Genomic DNA, 18,265 nt, shown 5'->3' on the forward strand with positions numbered 1-18,265 from the left:
GCCCTGGAATGAAGAACACTGCTGATTGCCGCCGGCTCCAGGGACCGGGGCGTCATTCACGATGCTCCCGCTGGCCAGGATGTCGTGGTTCAGCGTCGCATCCCCGTACACCGCGAGGATGACCGGACGGCTGCCCACGATGCGCAATTCGCCGCCCAGGGCCAGGGTCCTCACCGGGATGAGCAGGATGTCGGGGGCTCCTCCGCCCTGGACCACGGTCTTGAGGGTGAGCTGACTGGTATCGGGGCCGACGTTCGAGGGCGTCCAGGACTCGGCGTCCGTGTCGAACACCACCGCGCCGGTGGTCCTCAGTTCGCCAAGCTCACCGCCAGGAATGCCGTTTGGATCGAAGTTGCTGGGCGTGTACGGGAACGCGACGCACTCGCCCGTCGCGCTGCACACGCGCGGCGTTCCGGACCCGTCCAGGCTGCAGGGCAGGTTTATCTGGGCCGGGTCCCTCGAATAGATGCAGGAGTTGTTCGCCGTGCAGCCCGCGGCGGTCTTGCACTCCACGGAAGGGCACGGCGTGTCCGTGCCGATGCACGTGCCATTGCCATCGCAGAAGCCCGGCTCATGGCAGGCGTTGCCGTCCTCGCAGGACGTGGTGACCGGCTTGGGGTCGTACACGCAGGTGCCGTTGGTCGGGTTGCAGGTGCCCGTGGACTCCTGGCAGTCGGGGCTCGTCGGCGTGGTGCACGTCTTCAAGGTCCCCACGCACTGCTTGTCGGCCGTGCAGCGGCCATCCGTCATGCACGGGTTCCCGGGGTCGCAGACCGCGCCGACCTGCACGCTCCCGTCAATGCACAGGCCCGTGGCGGCCTCACACGTCACCGTCGGCTGACATTGGCCCGCGGACTGCGTGCACTTGGGCGTGCCACCTCCGCACAGCGCCGACGCCCCCACGCCAATGCACCGCTTGCCCGTGTTGCACAGGTCCCCGTCCGTGCACATCTTCGCCGAGCAGTCCGAGTCCTCGCACGCGAACTTCCCATCACAGTCGTAGTCGATGGTCGTGTCGCACTTCTCCTCGGCGCCTGTGCGTACGTCACTCTTCGTTTCGTCGCAGTCGGAAATGCCCGCCCACTCGATGCCGGAAGGAGAGCCGTCGCCGTCCGCGTCCACCGCCTTCAGCTCCACGTCGAAGCGCGTGTACTCCTTGGGGACGATCGTGAGCGCGGCGTTCGTGAACCGCTCCACCGCCTCACCCGAGCACCGGTCGCCGTCATCCTCCGCGTACGACGACACCGTGAGGTCCAGGGTCGCGTCCCAGTCCGCCTTCCGGCGCACCGCGACCAGGACTTCGTTCTTGTCCGCGTTCTTGAACTGGCTGGAGAGGATGTCGGTGGATGCCTGGTGCCCGTTCGCGTCCTTCGCCTCCACGCGCACGCACGCGGGCTTGAAGGTGCCGTACTTCACGGACACTCGGATGGCGCCTTCGTCGGGAGCCTTCCCCCGACAGGCAGCCAGTAACACCACACATCCCAGCAGGCAGAGCCGATTCATGGCCCGCACTGTAGCCAACACTTCCCGGGATTGGGGAGAGGTCAGGGCTGCGTGCAAGGGGTTGTGGCTGGGGGACTGATGACATGTCCGACCGCCAGCGCGCAGGGTTGGACGCTGCGCAGGTGGATGTAGCCGACGCTGCCGCCACCGCCACCGCCACCGCCCTCGGTCCCCCAGCCATCCCTGGTTCCATTCGTGCCCTGGGCGGGGGGCGTCGTTCCAGCGCCGCCGGCACCGCCAGCACCTCCGGTGTCATTGTTGCCGGTTCCACCAGTGGCAGGGGTCCCCGAGTCCTGACTGCCGTTGGCTCCAACCTTCCCCGCATTGCCGGTGGTCGTTCCGCCCTCGGCACCACCGCCTCCATTGGCGGTGATGCGAGCGGCGGCGGTGAGATTCAGCTGAAAGGCTTCCACCACCACCTGGCCGCCGCTGCCACCACCCCCGCCGCCCCCCGTGGTGCCGCCGACTCCGCCATTCCCGCTCGTGGAGAGGGTCTTATCAAGTGTCAGGGTGTGCGCGACGGAGAGCTGGATGGCACCTCCGCCTGCTCCGCCCCTGCCACTGGACGAGCCCGCACCTCCGGTTCCACCCGGGCAGCCCCCCAGGAGCGGTTCGGGCCCGGTGGCGCGGTTGATGCCCGCGGCGCCACGGTTCTGTGCATTGTAGGCGTTGCCCCCGTCCGCGCCGGGGGTGCCATTACCGCCACCGCCACCGCCACCGCCCGTGCTTCCGCCTGCGGCCCCCGCGCCGCCTTGGGAGGTACCGCACGCGGCGTTGGGGTTGTCGATGGTGCCCGTGGCGAGAATCGACTGGGCCACGGTCGCCGATCCGTAGACCGCGAAGATGACGGGGTTGGGACCGGTGACAGTGAGGGTTCCGTTCAACGCCAGAGCCGTCACCGGGATGAGCACGGCCTGTGGGTTTCCAGCGCCCTGATCAAGCAGCACGTACTTGATCGTGTCCCGGGTCGGGACCTGGCCCGGCGGAGACCAGCTCCGGCTGGTGGTATCGAACGTCACGTTCCCAGAGGTCCGCAGCTCCCCGATGTCCGCCGCCGCGATCGAATTCGGGTCGAAGTTGGAGGGACGGTAGGGGAAGGGGCTGCATTCGGCCGTAGCGGAGCACACGCCGGGTACACCCCCGGACGTGGTGCACGTGCCGTTGAGGTCGACCTCGAACTCGCACTCGGTGTTCGCCGTGCACTGCTGCTTGACGCGGTAGCACGGCGCCGGCGTGCAGGTCGTGGGCGTGCCCACGCAGTTCCCGTTCCCGTCGCAGCGGTCCGGCGTGGTGCACGCGACCGGGTCCTGACAGGCGGTCGTATCCGGGCGCGGAGTGAAGACACATTGGCCGTTGGCCGGGTTGCACGTCCCCGCGCTCTCCAGGCACTGCTCCGAGGTGGTGCACGTCCGCGCGGTGCCGCCGCACTTCCCGTCGGCCCCGCACGTGTCTCCATCCGTGCACGCGTTCCCGTCGTTGCAGCTCTTGCCGACGGTGGACTCCGCGGCTTCACAGCGCCCGGAGGCGGGATTGCACGTCAGACGCGCGTCGCAGATGCCCGTGGGCTGGGTGCACGTCGTCGTCTGCGTGGGCGCGCACCGCGCCTCCAGGCCCGAGCCCTCGCAGCGGTCCCCCGTCGTGCAGGCATTGCCGTCGTCGCACGGATTGCCCGAGCAGCGCGCCTCCTGGCAGCCCACCAGCTGGTTGCAGTTGAGGTCCACGGTGGAGCCACAGGTCTCCACGGCGCCCGGATGAATGGCCGGATCCGAGTCATCGCAGTCCGCGGGCGCGTCCCACATGGCGCCCGCGAGATGGCCGTCACCGTCTCCGTCCGTCGCCTTCAACGTCACCTCGAAGTCCGTGAACTTCCTGGCGACGAGGGGGAGGGGACCATTGCTCGAGTGCTGCTCCACGAAGGGGCCGTCACAACCGGTGGCGTACGAAGACGCCGTCACGGTCAGCGCCTGGTCCCAGTCCGCCTTCCGGCGCACCGCGACCAGGACCTCGTTCTTGTCCGCGTTCTTGAACTGGCTGGAGAGGATGTCGGTGGCTGCCTGGTGCCCGTTCGCGTCCCTCGCCTCCACGCGCACGCACGCGGGCTTGAAGGTGCCGTACTTCACGGACACACGGATGGCGCCTTCGTCGGGAGCCTTCTCCCCACAGGCGGCCAGGAACACCACGCATCCCAACAGGCAGAGCCGATACATGGCGCCGCACTGTAGCGAACACTTCCCGGGGCAGGGGAGCGGGGCCATCCAGACCCCGGCTCCCTGTCACACGGTGTTTCAGCCGCGCAGGGACACCACGGTGACGCCGTCGCCGCCCTCGTGGCTCTCGCCGGGGCGGAACATGCGGATGTAGGGCGACGCGGCCAGGTGGTCCCGGATGGCCTGCTTGAGCGCTCCGGTGCCGTGGCCGTGGATGATGAGCGCGGCCTCCTCGCCCTTGCGCAGGCCCTGGTCCAGGAACGTCTCCAGCTCCGCCAGCGCGTCGTCCGCGCGCATGCCGCGCACGTCGCAGCGGAAGTGCGTGGCCTCCACCTGCGACGGCGCCGCGGAGGCCGCGCGCTTCAGGGCCGCTTCGCCCTTCCGCTGCTCCGGGAACTTCGCCTGCTGCGGCTTCTTGCCTCGCGACCCGGACAGCTCCGTCGTGGGCACGCGCATCTTCAGCGCGCCGCCCGCGGACACCACCGCCTGTCCGTCCGTCAGCTCCAGGATCTCCACGTCCCGGCCCAGGCCGGAGTGGTGCACCCACGCGCCCACCTTGAGGTTCGCGGGCCCCGGGGCCTCCACCTGGAACAGCTCCGCCTTGGCCGCCAGCGCGCGCTTCTGGGCCTCGTCCGCGCGCTGTTGCAGCTGCAGCCGTGCCTCGGAGAGCGCCTTCTCGTTCTGCTCCGAGCGCAGCTTCACCAAGAGGTCGCGGACCTCCTGGGCGGCGTGCTCGCTGGCCGCGTGCACGTCCTCGTTGAACTGCATCATCCGGCCCTTGCGCTCGCGCTCGAAGGCGGCCTTCTGCTTCTCCAGGTCCGCGCGGAGCGCCTCCGCCTCCTTCGCCGCGATGCGCGCCTTCTCCAGCTCCTCGGAGAGCTTGCGCCGCTCGTCCTCCGCCGCCGCCAGCGCCTTGGTAAGCGGGCCGCCCGCGTTGAGCGACAGCTCCCGTGCGCGCTCGCACACGGAGATGGGCAGGCCCACCCGCGCCGCCACGTCGATGGCGGACGACTGGCCGGACGCGCCCATCTGCAGCCGGAACGTGGGCGCCATCCGCTTGGAGTCGAAGCCCACGCGCGCGTTGAGGAAGCGCGGATCCATGTGCGCCAGCGCCTTGAGCTCCTCCAGGTGCGTCGTCACCAGGACGTACACGCCCTTGCCCAACAGCTCCTCCAGCACCGCGATGGCGATGGCCGCGCCCTCGCGCGGATCCGTGTCCGAGGCGATCTCGTCGATGAGCACCAGCGAGTCCGTCGCCACCGCCGCCAGGATGTCCCGCAGCAGGGTGACGTGGCCGCTGAACGACGACAGGCCCTGCGACAGGTCCTGCGTGTCGCCCACGGTGGAGTGCACGGAGCGGTACAGCGGCATCCGCGACCCTTCGCCCACCGGGATGGGCAGGCCCGCGCGCAGCATCAGCGCGCACAGCCCCACGCCCGTCAGCGTCACCGTCTTGCCGCCCGCGTTGGGGCCGGACACCACCAGCGCGCGGGCGCTCTCGGTGAGCGTCACGTCGTTGGACACCACCTCCGTGCCCTTGAGCACCAGGCGCGGGTGGCGCAGCGCGCGCAGCTGCAGCTCCTTCACACCCACGAAGGTGGGCGTCGTGGCGTCCAGGTCCGCGGACAGGGTGGCGATGGCCTCCACCTCGTCCAGCTCCGCCACCGCCTCCAGGCCCTCCAGCATGCGCACGGACTCGCGGCCCACGAGCCTGCTCAGCTCCTGGAGGACCTTGAGCTCCTCCTCCGCGACCTCCGACTGCGCGATGGCCAGGTCGTTGCCCAGGCCCACCATCGCCTGGGGCTCCATGAAGAGCGTCTGCCCCGTCTGGCTGGCGTTGTGGACGATGCCGTCCACCTCCGCGCGGAAGTTCGACACCACCGGCACCACGTACCGCCCGTTGCGCAGCGTGTAGTAGTTCTCGCGCAGCCTGGCGGTGAACGTCAGGTCGTGGAGCATCTCATCCAGGCGCGACTTGATCCGCCGGTGCAGACCGCGGGCCCGGTCCCGCGCTTCCTTCAGCTCCGGGCTGGCGCGGTCGGAGATGGTTCCGTCTGGTTCGAAACACTGATCCAACCGGCGCGCCATGGCCTCCAGGAAGGGCAGGCGCCTGCAAATCTCCGCCAGGCGGGGGACGCGCTCCTTGCGCTCGTCCAGGGCCTCGCGGGTGCGCGCGAAGGCGAAGAGCAGCTGGGCCGCGTCGATGAGCTGGCGGGGCTCCAGCACGCCGCCCTTCTCCGCGTGGCCCACCGCGGTGCGCAGGTCCGTCACGCCGCCCAGGGGCAGGGAGAACTGCTGCTGGGAGAGGAAGCGGGCCTCGTCGACGAGCGCCAGCGCTTCGGCCACTTCCGTCTCTGTGTCCAGGAACGGACGGGCCAGCACCCGCTCCCTTCCTGGCTCGGTGCGGCAGCGCTGCGTCAGCGCGCGGAGCACTTCCGAGAAACCAAGGTCTTCCAGCGTCCTTTGGGAAATCTGCACGGTCATGGGTTTCATGCGAGGCCGGGTGTCCGTCAAGAGGAAGTATTGAGGTGGCCCACCGGGACCTGCTATCTGCCAACCATGATGTGGGTTCTCGTGGCGGCGCTGCTTGCGGGCGCGTCCGACGCACCGGCCTCGCCGGTCCTGACGGCGCAAGCCACCCCGGCCCCCAGTCCGCTGGCGGAGGCGCTGGCGCTGGAGACCGCGGGCAACGACGCGGGAGCCCTCGTTGCCTTGGAGAGGCTGATCACCCACCAGCCCCGCTGGGAGTTGCCCAGGCTGGAGGCCGCGCGGCTGCTGCTCAAGGGAGGCAGCGCCCCGGAGCTGGAGCGCGCCCGGACCCACCTGGACACGGCGCTGCGCGAAGCCCCGGACAACCCCCGCGTGTACTTCCTCCAGGGGCAGCTGCTGGAGGAGCAGGGCGCCACCTTCGACGCCATCCGCGCCTATGAGAAGGCCGTGACCCTGCGCCCGTCCTATGACGACGCACGCTTCCGGCTCGCGGGCCTCTGGGCCCAGGCGGGGGACTGGCTCAAGTCAGAGCTGCACTACCGCCCCCTGTCCAAGTCCCGGCCCGCGTGGGTGCAGGTGCGCATGCAGCTGGCGGCGGTGCTGGAGAAGCAGGGCCGCACGCTGGACGCGGAGCGGGAGTTCCTGGCCGCGCGCGACGCCCAGCCGGACAACCCGGGGGTCTTGAGGACCCTGGCGGCCTTCTACGAGCGGACGGACAGGCCCCAGCTCGCAGCGAAGGTGAGGGCGCAGCTGACGGCGCCGGCGAAGCGCAACATGCGGGCCCTCAAACCTTCGAAGCGCTGACAGCGAGCGGCGGGGCGCGGTCCGTGGCGATTGCTTCGCGCGACACGCTGCATACACTGCCCCCGCTTTGAAGACCGCCAACCTCGCCATCGTCTTCACCGACATCAAGGGCTTCACCGAACGCACCAGTCGGCAGACGCTGGAGGAGAACCAGCGGCTGCTCCAGGTGCATGAGGCGTTGCTCGCGCCGCTGTTCAAGGCGTTCGGTGGACGCATCATCAAATCGATTGGCGACGCGTTCCTCGTCACCTTCGAGTCCCCCACCCAGGCGGTGCTGAGCGGCATCGCCATCCAGGACCGGCTCTGGCACCACAACCGGCAGCTCTTGGAGGATGATCAGATCCACGTGCGCGTCGCCGTGAACGTGGGCGAGGTGCGGGTGGAGGCCAACGACATCTTCGGCGAGCCGGTGAACATCGCGGCCCGCGTGGAGGGCATCACCGACGCGGACGAGGTCTTCTTCACGGAGGCTGTCTACCTCTCCATGAACAAGGCGGAGGTGCCGTCGCAGGAGGTGGGCGCGTTCGAGCTGAAGGGCATCCCCGGGAAGATCCGCGTCTTCCGCGTGCCGCGCGCGCCCTACCGGGTGCTGGCACCGGCGCCGGACGCGGTGCTGCCAACGCCGGAGGAGGCGGCCCTGATGCCGCCCTTCGGCAACCTGGCCCTGGCGCGCGTGGAGTCGAATCTGGACCTGGGCCAGCGCGCGGCGGCGAGCGCCGTGGCGGTGGGGCAGGGCGCGGTGGTGGTGGGCCAGCGCGCGGCGGCGGGCGCGGTGGCGGTGGGGCAGAAAGCCACGGTGCTGGGCAAGCAGGCGCGCACCGCGACGGATGCGCTCTGGGCGCGCGTGTACGCGAAGCTGCCGCCCTCCATCACCACGAAGGTGTCGTCCTCGGTGGCCGGCTGGGGCATGTGCGCGGGGCTGCTGACGGTGGTGCTGCTGGGCGGATGGGTGCTCGTCAACGGAGGCGGCCCCGCGATGCGGGCCATCCGCGACGTGGAGGGCGCCACCAGCACGGAGAAGGCCACGCGCGTGAGCGAGGCGAAGCGGCTCATCAAGCTGGAGGAGGCGGACCAGCGCAACTACCTCCACGGGCGGCTGGACGAGGCTCAGGGCAACATGACCTCCGCGGTGACCTTCTACGCGCTGGCGGTGCGCAAGGACGAAAACGCCCGCGCGGAGTCCCGGCTCATCTCGCTCTTGAAGCACGAGCAGTGCGGCGTGCGCTCCAGCGCGGCGGCGGCCGTGGGCGGCCTGCGCCTGGAGTCCGCACGCGGCGCGCTCGAATCCCTGGCCGATGACGGAGGCCCGAACGAAGGGGGCTCCGGTGGGTTCCTCGGCCTGGGCACCTGTGACTCGAAGCAGGCGGCGGCGGACGCGCTCAAGCGTCTCCCCGCGAACTGACCCTTCCTGCGCCCGCGCGTCTCCGCGGGACGAGGCAACCGAACGTGACGAAGGTGAAGACGGGATTGGATGTGTGGGCGGCGCAGGGGTTCTCCGCGCTCAAGGGCAAGCGCGTGGGCGCCATCGTCAATCCCACGAGCGTGGACTCGCGCTTCCGCCACCTGGCGGATCTGCTGGCCGGCACGGACGGCGTGAAGTTGGCGGCGCTCTTCGGGCCGGAGCACGGCATCCGCGGTGAGGCCCAGTACATGGTGGCCGTGGACGAGGCGCGCGACCGCAAGACGGGCGTCCCGGTGCACAGCCTCTACGGCTCCACCTTCGAGTCGCTCTCCCCGCGCCAGGAGTGGCTGAAGGGGCTGGACGCGCTGGTGTTCGACATCCAGGACGTGGGCAGCCGCTACTACACCTACGTCTACACCATGGCCCTGGCGATGAAGGCCGCGGCCCAGGCCCGCGTGGCGTTCTACGTCCTGGACCGGCCCAACCCGCTGGACGGGGTGACGCTGGAGGGCAACCTCGTGGGGGAGAGGTTCCGCTCCTTCGTGGGGCTGTACGCGCTGCCCAACCGCCACGGCATGACGGCGGGGGAGCTGGCGCGGCTGTTCAACGCGCAGGAGGGCTTCGGCTGTGAGCTCACGGTGGTGCCGTGCGAGGGCTGGACGCGCGACATGTACTGGAGCGACACGGGCCTGCCGTTCCTGCCGCCGTCGCCCAACATGCCCACCGCGGACACGGCGCTGGTGTACCCGGGCATGTGCCAGCTGGAGGGCACCAACGTGTCCGAGGGCCGCGGCACCTGCCGGCCCTTCGAGCAGTTCGGCGCGCCCTGGGTGGACACGGATGCGCTGATGGCGCGGCTGGACAGGGAGCGGCTGCCGGGCGTGGCCTTCCGCCCGGTGGGCTTCACCCCCACGTTCGACAAGTACACGGGCCAGTCGTGCAGCGGGGCCTTCATCCACGTCACGGACCGCAAGGCGTACCAGCCGCTGCGCACGGGCATCGCCATCACCCAGGCGCTGCACGACATTGGCCCGGGGCACTTCGCCTGGCGGGCGGACGCGTACGAGTTCGTGGAGGACGTGCCCGCGTTCGACCTGCTGTGCGGCACCGACCAGGTGCGTCGCGGCATCGAGGAGGGGTGGTCCCTGGACCGGATGCTGGAGGGCTTCGAGGCGCAGGCAGAGGCCTTCCGCAAGCGCCGCGAGCCCGCCCTGCTGTACGCTTCCTCGCGGTGACCTCCACGTGATTGGCGTCTTCTCCGATACGCATGGCGACCTGGATGCCTTCGACGCGGCCTACGAGCTGCTGCGCGCGAAGGGCGCCCGGCGCTTCCTCTTCTGCGGCGCGCGCTACACGGACCTGGATGAGTGGGTGCTGTGGCGCCGCAAGAAGAGCCGGGGCGGGCGCGAGTATTCCGACGCGGACTTCCTGGCGGACGTGACGCAGTGGCTGGTGGCGCCCCAGGACGGCCTTGCGCGCACGCCCGCGTCGCGCGAGGCCCCCGCGGACCTGGCGTCCGAGGACGACCGGCGGCTGGTGATGGAGCGCTTCGTGCGCGTGCCGGACCGCGACTCGCTGGCGTACCGGGACCCCTCCGTGGCCAACAAGGCCATGGACCTGGTGGGGGACACGCTCTGCTGCGTGGTGCACGACAAGAACGACCTGGTGCGGGACGACCTGCTTAACGCGCAGGTGTTCATCCACGGCAAGGAGTCCGAGCCGGCGGTGGTGCAGATTGGCCCGCGCTACTTCGTGACGCCGGGCCGGCTGGTGGGGGCCGCGGAGCAGACGTGCGGCCTGCTGGAGAAGGCGGAGCGCAACCTGAGCTTCTCCGCGTTCCGGTTGGATGGACACCGGGTGCTGCCGCCCCGGGTGCTGCAGGTCGATTCGCGCTCGACGAAGCTCACCGTCAAATAAGAGGCCCGCCGTGAAGGTCGCGCTGCTCGGAGGCTCGTTCAACCCGCCGCACGTGGGCCACCTGATGGCGGCCTCCTACGTCCACGCGACGCAGGGCGTGGATGCCGTGTGGCTGATGCCCACGTTCCGCCATCCGTTCGGCAAGCAGCTGGAGCCCTTCGAATCGCGCGTGCGCATGTGCGAGGCGCTCTGCCGCGAGACGTCCGGCTGGCTCCAGACGAGCCTGGTGGAGCGCGAGCTGGGCGGCGGCGGGCGCACGGTGGACACGCTGGCGTACCTGGTGGAGCGCTACCCGGACACGCGGTTCTCGTTGATCATCGGCAGCGACATCCTGAGGGACCTGCCGCAGTGGAAGGACTTCGACCGCATCCAGCGGATGGCGCACGTGACGGTGCTCTACCGCGCGGGCTACCCGGCGCCGGACACGGTGGGCCCGCCGCTGGCGGAGGTGTCCTCCACGCAGGTGCGCGACCAGCTGGCGCGCGGCCTGGAGCCGTCGGAGCTGGTGCCCTCCGCGGTGCTCCAGGTGGCGCGCGGGGAAGGCCTCTACGGCCTGCGCGGGCCTCGCTAGAAGGTCATCCCGATGAGGTGCAGGTCGCCGAAGCCGTCATCGAAGCGGTGGGCGTACTGGTAGAAGAACGAGAGCGCGTAGGCTTGGCCCATGGTGAGCCGCAGCGTGGCGGAGCCGCCCACCGCCGCGTGGTTGTCCCGGTTGTCCGTGCGCGCGATGGCCCCGAAGCCGTCCAGCTCCACCTGGCTGACGAAGAGGGACGGCAGCACCCACAGCGTGGACGCCCAGCCGTAGTCGATGATGAAGCGGTAGCGGTAGCGCGCGTTGGCGAGCAGCACGTTGCGCGCGCGGAAGGTGTGGTCCTCGTAGCCGCGCAGGTACTCGCTGAAGGCGAGCCCCGGCTGGAGCTGGAGCGGCAGGCCGCCGTCGGTGGTGCTGTCGCGGTTGATGAAGAAGGCCTGGCCCGGGAGGATGCCGCCGACCTCCAGCAGGCCGTCCGGCGCGCCGGGCAGGGCGCGGCCCGCGACGGAGAGCAGGAGGTTGTCCTTGCCGATGAAGGGCAGGCCGCCCAGGTAGCCGTCCACGCCCAGGCGCACGTCGCCCACGGTGGAGTCGCGCGCGAAGGCCTTCGGGAAGATGCCGCCGCTCACGGACAGGCCCAGTCCGCGTTGCGTGCCGCCGTAGGAGGTGCCCTCGCCGGCGAAGTACGACGCGGCGACCTCCGGTCCGATGAGGCGCGTGGTGATGGCCGGCCGGCGATCCGTGGCGTCGAAGCGGCGGTCGAGCGCGAGCACGCCGAAGCTCACGGGCGTGGTCCAGAACGTGCGGGACGCGAACGCGGTGGCCTGCAGGTCCGTGCGCTCGTTCTCGCGCAGGCGCGACGCGGAGACCTGGATGTAGAAGGGCGACAGCAGCGCGTTGCCGTACGCGAACGACACGCCGGGCTGCTTCTCCTTCAGGTCGTAGGTCAGCGTGAGCGCGTAGGCGTTGAAGCCCAACCGGTCCTGGCCCGCGATGGAGATGCCGCCCGCGAAGTACGGGTCGCCTCCGTCGACGTCGTTGGGGACCGTGTAGAAGTAGGGGACGCGGTAGTTCGGGATGAAGAAGCCTTCGAGCGGCGAGTAGGGCTCATCCGTCAGCACCTCCACCGGGCCGCCGACGACGGCCGGAGGCGTCACGGGCGCGTCCACGTCATGGGCGGGATCCACCGGCAGGGGCGGCGGCGCCACCTGTGCCGAGGGGATATCGGAGGAGTCCTGCGCAGGGGCATCCGTCGGGGGCGCGGGCTGGCCTGGGAAGGCGGCGAAGCCATCCTGTGCGTCCGTGCCCTGCGCGGTGGCCGTCGTCCCGGCGGGTGCCGGTGCGGTCGCGACGCTCGTGGCCGGCACCTCGGGCGTCGCGCGCAGCTCGGCGAGGGCTCCCGTGAGGGGCGCGCGGTCCACGGTGAAGTGGATGCCGTCGCGGTTGAGGAAGGCCACCGCGTCCCCGCCCACGGGCGCCGCGTCCATCACCAGGAGCGGCGCGTCGGTCACGCGGGCGATGCGCCGGGTGGACACCGTCATCACGTGCGCCTGGAGCCGGCCCTCGTGCTCGCGCAGGAAGACGAGGTGATCCGCGTCCAGCCACCGGGGCGAGTAGTTGAACAGCCCATCCCGCGTGAGCCAGCGCAGCGAACCGTCCGGCTCGCGCAGCACCAGGTCCCAGCCTTGCGCGCCGTTCATGGGGAACACGTACCGTCCCCCGTCCGGTGACGTCACCGGCGTGCCCAATGCCGTATGCGCCTGGAAGTCCGTCAGCCGCTCGCGCTGACCGCTCTCCAGATCCAACCGCACGAGGTTGGCCGCGTCGCCATTCACCTCCACGAACACGTAGGACCGGCCATCCGCCGTCACGTCGCCGCCCATGCCCACCAGGCCGTCCCACAGCCGCACCACGTCGCCCGTGCGCGCGTCCACCCGCCACAGCTTCCCCGTGTAGCTGCCCACCGCGTCGATGTCCGCGCTGACCAGGTACAGCCACTGGCCGTCCCGGCTGAACGTCATGCCGCTGACCAGCGACGGGCTGGCCACCACCCACCGGCGCCCCGGCAACAGCTGCACCAGCGCGCGGCTGAAGCGCTCGCGGCCGTCGCGCTCGCGCACGGTGAGGTGGGTGATGGCTTCACGGCCCACGCTCACCAGCGCCGTGCTCCCGTCGGCCGGGTTCGCGGCGAGCCGCGAGAAGTAGCCCGCCTCCCGCACCAGCACCTGCTGCGTGGCGGGGCGCTCGCGCACCTGGAGGTTCTTCTGGAGGCTCTCTTCGAACTCGCTGAACAGCGACCCGATGTCCTTGCCGTACACCCGCTTGAACCGCAGCGTCACCGCGAGGGGCGGGAACAGCGAGCTGCCCTGTTCGTCCACCAGCTTCCACAGGCGCTTCTCGCCGTAGGTCTTCGCCAGGTACTCCACGAAGTTCATCCCGCTCAGGTAGTTGCCGCCGAACGGATCCAGCGCGCGGTTCTCCGGAGACAGGTAGCCCGCGTTGAGCTCGCCCTTCCTGGCAGCCACCGCGCCCTCCCACCAGCCGCGCCACACCGGGCTGAAGGGACGTCCCGTGTCCTTGCCCAGCCGGCCCTCGTAGTAGGTCGCCAGGCCCTCCAGGAACCAGGACTCGGTGAAGATGTTGGGCTGGAAGAGGCCGCCCGTGACCTTGTTCAGGACGTTCCACAGCCCGCCCACCTGCTGCATCTGCACGTAGTGGACGGACTCGTGACAGGCCACGTCGCCGATGTCCGTCTCACCCAGGCCCAGCAGGTTGAACTGCTCCAGCGTCATGTGCTGCGGCAGCACCATCTGCTGCGGCGTGCTGGCGAACTCCGACTGGACGTACGCGTTGTTGAAGTCCGCGCTCGTCAGGTAGACGAGCACCCGCTTGCGCTCGGCCTTGCTCCACGCGTCGGTGCGCAGCCGCTCCACGCAGCCTTCCATCCGGGCAGCCACCCGCAGCGCCGTCCCGCGCAGGTGCGCCGGGTAGTACAGCTCCATCGACCGCGTGGTCAGCTTGTGCATGTCGTCCCGGGCGAACGACGCCTGGACGTTCTGCGGAAAACGGGGTGCGACGAAAGCACACCCCGATGTCAGCAAGAGGAGACACGCGAGGATGGCGGGCTGGCGGGCAGGCCCGCGACGAGCTGACATGGCGGCGCATCCTAACGACCACAAATCGTAGTCACGAACGCGTTTTTCACGGTAAGGGAACGCGTCGCATTCCTCACAGGAACCTTCCCATGACCGAACCCGCCGAGCCCCAGGGGCTCCCCGTCCCGCAGCACGTGCACAATGCGCAGCTCCAGCTTTCCGCCGCGTTGGAGAAGGCCAGCGGCGCGCCGGTCGACCTGACGAAGGCGCCGTGGGCGGACGTGGAGACGGCGGTCATCCAGCTCCTGGGCGGCCGGTTCGACCCGAACAACCCGAACCACCAGGGCGCGGCGCTGGGCCTGGCGGGCGGCTTCGCGCTGCGCCTCATCACCGAGCACCAGGCGTTCTGGTTCCCCAACCGGGACTCGCCGGAGGGCGCCTCGCTGGGCTTCCCTGAGGCCATCATCATGCTGTCCCCGTTCGGGGCGGTGATGGACGCGCTGGCGCAGGGCAAGTTGACGCGGCTGGACGACCTGGCCGCGGACATCCGCCGCTCGCTGGGGCAGGTGAAGTTCGGCACCAACCCGGCGCAGGCCCTGGGCGGCGGTCAGCCCCAGCGGCTGGGGCCCCAGGAGTACCAGCGCCTGTTCGACCCGGGCTTCCTCCAGTTCATCGTGGTGGATCCGGCCAAGACGAAGCAGGCGCTGGAGGCGAAGACGGACGCGCTGGCGCGCGACGTGCGTGACGCGCTGGGCCGCACCCAGCCGCCGCTGCCGCCGGAGGCCCGCCAGCAGTTCGAGGGGCAGATCGTCACGTCGCTGCAGCGCATGGAGCAGGGCAAGTCGCTGGCGGATCAGGCCGAGCGCGCCCCGCGGCTCGCGGAGCTGCTGACGCACCTGGTGGCGACGGTGGGCGGCACGGGCTCCGCGCCGGAGGAGTTCTGGCACGACGTGGTGCTGCCGCTGCTGTTCATCGGCGCGCCCGCGAGCTTCCCGCCGCTGGATGACGACGAGCTGGAGGCGTTCAAGCAGGGCGCGGATCCGCTGGCGCTCTTCGTGGACGTGGTGCCCCACTCGCACCGCGCGCCGGACGAGGGCCTGCTGGGCGCGTTCGAGATGTCGGAGATCGGCCTGGTGCACCCGGCCTTCCAGAAGGTCGGCGCGCTGCGCCTCATCCGCATCAACCCGGACCGGCTGAAGCCGATGCTGGAGAAGTACGACCCGAACGCGACCATGGACGCGGTGCAGCGCTTCACGGAGCACGTGTCCAAGGCGGCGGGCAAGCCGGCCGCGGAGTCTCCGCAGGGCAAGGAGATGCTGCAGGCGGCGCTGACGCTGCTGGCGGACCTGAAGCGCTCCGTGTCGGTGGGCGGCGACGTCTGCCTGCGCCGCCTCACGGAGGCCGAGGCCGCCTCCGAGCAGGCGCTGTCCATCGTGCGCCGCGCGCTGCAGAGCCCGCGCATCATCCTCACCTAGTCGGGTGAGAAGGGCGCGCGTCCGGGGCGACCGGGACGCGCGCCGTCACCTCTTCGCGAGCAGGGCTTCCAGCGCGGCACGGGGCTCCGGACGGAGCCGCTCCGAGGCCAGCCGCAGGGCCCGCCCCGAGAGCTGTGCGTAGAGCGGAGCGATGTCCGAGGGCAGCGCCGAGAGGTGCGCCGCGACGACGCCCGCGTCTCCCCGGACGATGGGGCCGGTGAGTCCCCCCGAAAGCCCGCGCGCCTCGATGCCGCGCAACGCCGAGCGCATCAGCGGCAGCAGGGCCTTCAGCGCGGCTTCAGGATCGATGCCCGCCGCACCCAACGCGCCCACCGCCGCGTCCGCCAGGGCCACCAGTCCACCGGCGCTCAGCACCGCGCCCGCGTGATAGGCGGCCCGGTGCGCCTCCGGCACGTCGAACATCGCGAAGCCCACGTCCTCCGCCATGCGCTGGAGCACGGCGCGCAGGGCAGGGGAGCGGGTGCTGATGGCGGCGGTGTGGCCCGCGAGCGAGTCCCGCGCGGAGGACACGGCGCAGAGCGGATGGAACGAGCCCACCGCGCGGCCCCGCTGCCTACCCAGCGCGGCGAGGGGCAGCGCGCCCGCGGTGTGCACCAGCGCCACCGTGCGCGGCAGCTCGCGTGAGAGGGCTTCGGACACCGACGGCACCGCCGCGTCCGGAACGCACAGCACGCAGACGCGAGCCTTCTTCAGGTCCGCCGGGGTCGCGGGCTTCAGGCCCAGGGCCCGCGTGCGCTCACGGCCCGCATCGTCGCGCGAGTGCACGCGCACGGGCCAGCGCTTCGCCTGCAGCGCCAGCGCGAGCGCGCCACCCAGCCTCCCCGCGCCGACGATGACCACCGGGACCCGGTGCGCCTTTGGCGTTACGGATGCTCCAGGCCCGGTTCGCGAGCCCGCCGTGCGAGGACGCGCCGGATTCACGGCCTCGGAGCGAACGGTGCCGCTCCGGCCTCGCCGCGCCACCGTCAGGCGGCGTCCCGGGCGAACTGGAGCTGACCGGCCTGCACGGCCACGCGCACGCGGTCGCCCGCGCCGAACTCGCCGGAGAGGATGCGCTCCGCCAGGGGGCCTTCCACCAGCCGCTGAACCACCTGGCGCATGGGCCGCGCGCCCAGCATCGGGTCGAAGCCGCCGGACTTGAGCAGGTGCCCCACCACGTCCGTGCCCGCCGTGTAGACGATGCCGCGCTCCGTCGCGAGCCGCTTGCTGCTCTCCGCCAGGATGAGCGTGGCGATCTTCGCCACCTCCTGCTCCGCCAGCGGACGGAACGGCAGCCGCTCATCGATGCGGTTCCACAGCTCCGGCGGCAGCGCCTTGCGCGCCGTGTCCGACGCCAGGTCCAGCGCCTTGCCCTCGGCCGCGTCCGCCGCGCCGAAGCCCACCGCGCGGCCCGTGCGGCTGAACGCCTCCGCGCCCAGGTTCGTGGTCATCACGATGACCGTGTTCGAGAAGTCGATGTGCCGGCCCTTGCCGTCCGTCAGCCGCCCCTCCTCCAACACCTGGAGCAGCAGCATCTGCACCTCGCGGTGCGCCTTCTCGATCTCGTCCAGCACCACCACCGACGACGGCCGGCGGCGCACCGGCTCCGTGAGCTGCCCGCCCTCACCGAAGCCCACGTAGCCCGCGGGCGAACCGATGAGGCGCGACACGCCGTGGGACTCGGACATCTCGCTCATGTCCATGCGCACCAGCGCGTCCCGGTTGCCGAACAGCACCTCCGCCAGCGCCCGCGCCATCTCCGTCTTGCCCACGCCCGTGGGGCCCAGGAAGAGGAAGCTGCCCATGGGACGGCGCGACGCGAAGCCCGCGTAGTTGCGGCGGATGACCCGGGCGATCCGCACCACCGCGTCGCCGTGGCCAATCACGCGCTCCGCCAGGTCGTTCTCCAGCCGGAGCAGCCGCGCGGAGTCGTTCATCAAGAGCCGCTCTTCCGGCACGCCCGCCAGCTTCGCCACCACGCGCGCCACGTCCGCGGCGTCCACGCGGTGCTTGCCCTCGCGGTGGCAGCGGCTGCCCGCCAGGTCCACCACACTGATGGCCTTGTCCGGCATGAACCGGTCCGTCACGTAGCGGCTCGCCAGCGACGCGGCCGCCTCCAGCGCCTCCGGCAGGTAGCGCAGCGCGTGGTGCTCCTCGTAGCGCCCGATGATGCCCTTGAGGATCTGCACCGTCTCCGGCACCGACGGCTCGTTCACCACCACCGGCGTGAAGCGCCGCTCCAGCGCCGGGTCCGCCGCGATGAACTTGCGGTACTCGTCGTGCGTCGTCGCCCCGATGCAGGGGAACTCACCGCGAGCCATCGCCGTCTTCAGCTCGTTGGCCGCGTCCTGCGGGCCCTCGCCCGTGGAGCCCGCGCCCACCAGCGTGTGGATTTCATCGATGAAGACCACCACGCGCCCCTCGGCCCGCCGCACCTCTTCCTTCAGCGCGTTGAGCTTCTCGGAGAACGAGCCGCGCAGCTGCGTGCCCGCCACCAGCGTGGCCATGTCCAGCTCGACGAGGATCTTCTCCGCCAGCGTGCCGCGCAGGCCCATCAGGCGCTGCGCCACGCCCTCCACCACCGCCGTCTTGCCCACGCCGGGCTCGCCCAGCAGGCACGGGTTGTTGGTGCGGCGCTTGCCCAGGATGTCGATGACCTCCTCGACCTCCCGCGCGCGGCCCACCACCGGGTCCAGCTTCCCCTCGCGGGCGGCCAGGCTCAGGTTGCGGCCCAGCGACGTAAGCATCGGGAACGCCTTGGCGTCCAGCGTCAGCGGCTGCCCCTTGGCCTGCGAGGGCGTCGCGGACGGACGCGTCGCCGGAGCCTGGGGAGCCTGGGG

General features: G+C 70.9%; 11 protein-coding genes and 1 pseudogene. 6 read left to right on the forward strand and 6 right to left on the reverse strand.

What is annotated here, in order from left to right:
- The 3 genes and pseudogenes from D7W82_RS29945 to D7W82_RS29955 form a co-directional block, all read right to left on the reverse strand.
- Nucleotides 1–1,422, reverse strand: a pseudogene (locus tag D7W82_RS29945) (hypothetical protein); the annotation flags it as partial.
- Nucleotides 1,423–1,544: 122 nt separating this feature from the next.
- The gene (locus tag D7W82_RS42415; RefSeq protein WP_120621606.1) at nucleotides 1,545–3,710 is read right to left on the reverse strand and encodes a putative metal-binding motif-containing protein; all 2,166 of its coding nucleotides are present in this window, start codon (nucleotides 3,708–3,710) and stop codon (nucleotides 1,545–1,547) included.
- A 78-nt stretch (nucleotides 3,711–3,788) separates the two neighbouring features.
- Nucleotides 3,789–6,194 carry an endonuclease MutS2 gene (locus D7W82_RS29955; RefSeq protein ID WP_120621607.1) on the reverse strand — a complete coding sequence of 802 codons (2,406 nt, stop codon included), beginning with the start codon at nucleotides 6,192–6,194 and terminating at the stop codon, nucleotides 3,789–3,791.
- 75 nt (nucleotides 6,195–6,269) lie between these two features.
- Between D7W82_RS29955 and D7W82_RS29960 the strand changes: the two genes are divergently transcribed.
- From D7W82_RS29960 to nadD, 5 genes are all read left to right on the forward strand, one after another.
- Nucleotides 6,270–7,004 carry a tetratricopeptide repeat protein gene (locus D7W82_RS29960; RefSeq protein ID WP_120621608.1) on the forward strand — a complete coding sequence of 245 codons (735 nt, stop codon included), beginning with the start codon at nucleotides 6,270–6,272 and terminating at the stop codon, nucleotides 7,002–7,004.
- Nucleotides 7,005–7,071: 67 nt separating this feature from the next.
- Nucleotides 7,072–8,406 (forward strand): adenylate/guanylate cyclase domain-containing protein, encoded by a 1,335-nt coding sequence (locus tag D7W82_RS29965; protein ID WP_120621609.1) that lies wholly within the window; start codon nucleotides 7,072–7,074, stop codon nucleotides 8,404–8,406.
- A gap of 44 nt (nucleotides 8,407–8,450) precedes the next feature.
- A complete protein-coding gene (locus tag D7W82_RS29970) occupies nucleotides 8,451–9,641 on the forward strand; it encodes an exo-beta-N-acetylmuramidase NamZ domain-containing protein (protein ID WP_120621610.1) in 1,191 nt (396 codons plus the stop codon).
- A gap of 7 nt (nucleotides 9,642–9,648) precedes the next feature.
- Complete coding sequence (locus D7W82_RS29975) at nucleotides 9,649–10,323, forward strand: hypothetical protein (protein ID WP_120621611.1); 675 nt, start codon at nucleotides 9,649–9,651, stop codon at nucleotides 10,321–10,323.
- Between the two features lie 10 nt (nucleotides 10,324–10,333).
- Entirely contained in the window at nucleotides 10,334–10,894 is a 561-nt protein-coding gene (gene nadD / locus D7W82_RS29980; protein WP_120621612.1) for a nicotinate (nicotinamide) nucleotide adenylyltransferase, read from the forward strand.
- On the opposite strand, the gene D7W82_RS29985 is transcribed toward nadD, so the two are convergent.
- The gene (locus D7W82_RS29985; RefSeq protein WP_120621613.1) at nucleotides 10,891–14,010 is read right to left on the reverse strand and encodes a hypothetical protein; all 3,120 of its coding nucleotides are present in this window, start codon (nucleotides 14,008–14,010) and stop codon (nucleotides 10,891–10,893) included. The genes nadD and D7W82_RS29985 overlap by 4 nt on opposite strands.
- Nucleotides 14,011–14,099: 89 nt before the next feature.
- On the opposite strand from D7W82_RS29985, the gene D7W82_RS29990 reads away from it, so the two are divergent.
- The gene (locus D7W82_RS29990) at nucleotides 14,100–15,425 is read left to right on the forward strand and encodes a hypothetical protein (RefSeq protein ID WP_120621614.1); all 1,326 of its coding nucleotides are present in this window, start codon (nucleotides 14,100–14,102) and stop codon (nucleotides 15,423–15,425) included.
- A 45-nt stretch (nucleotides 15,426–15,470) separates the two neighbouring features.
- On the opposite strand, the gene D7W82_RS29995 is transcribed toward D7W82_RS29990, so the two are convergent.
- A complete protein-coding gene (locus D7W82_RS29995) occupies nucleotides 15,471–16,409 on the reverse strand; it encodes a Rossmann-like and DUF2520 domain-containing protein (protein WP_120621615.1) in 939 nt (312 codons plus the stop codon).
- A 2-nt stretch (nucleotides 16,410–16,411) separates the two neighbouring features.
- The coding region (locus D7W82_RS30000) for an AAA family ATPase (protein ID WP_233588019.1) at nucleotides 16,412–18,265 on the reverse strand (1,854 nt) is incomplete at its 5' end.

This window comes from Corallococcus sp. CA049B (assembly GCF_003611685.1).
Lineage (GTDB): Bacteria > Myxococcota > Myxococcia > Myxococcales > Myxococcaceae > Corallococcus > Corallococcus coralloides.

What these genes read in the sequence shown, in the direction of transcription:
- D7W82_RS29955 (WP_120621607.1), bottom strand. Translation starts at nt 6,194, where the DNA reads ATGACCGTGCAGATTTCCCAAAGGACGCTGGAAGACCTTGGTTTCTCG.
- D7W82_RS29990 (WP_120621614.1), top strand. Translation starts at nt 14,100, where the DNA reads ATGACCGAACCCGCCGAGCCCCAGGGGCTCCCCGTCCCGCAGCACGTG.
- D7W82_RS29960 (WP_120621608.1), top strand. Translation starts at nt 6,270, where the DNA reads ATGATGTGGGTTCTCGTGGCGGCGCTGCTTGCGGGCGCGTCCGACGCA.
- D7W82_RS42415 (WP_120621606.1), bottom strand. Translation starts at nt 3,710, where the DNA reads ATGTATCGGCTCTGCCTGTTGGGATGCGTGGTGTTCCTGGCCGCCTGT.
- D7W82_RS29985 (WP_120621613.1), bottom strand. Translation starts at nt 14,010, where the DNA reads ATGTCAGCTCGTCGCGGGCCTGCCCGCCAGCCCGCCATCCTCGCGTGT.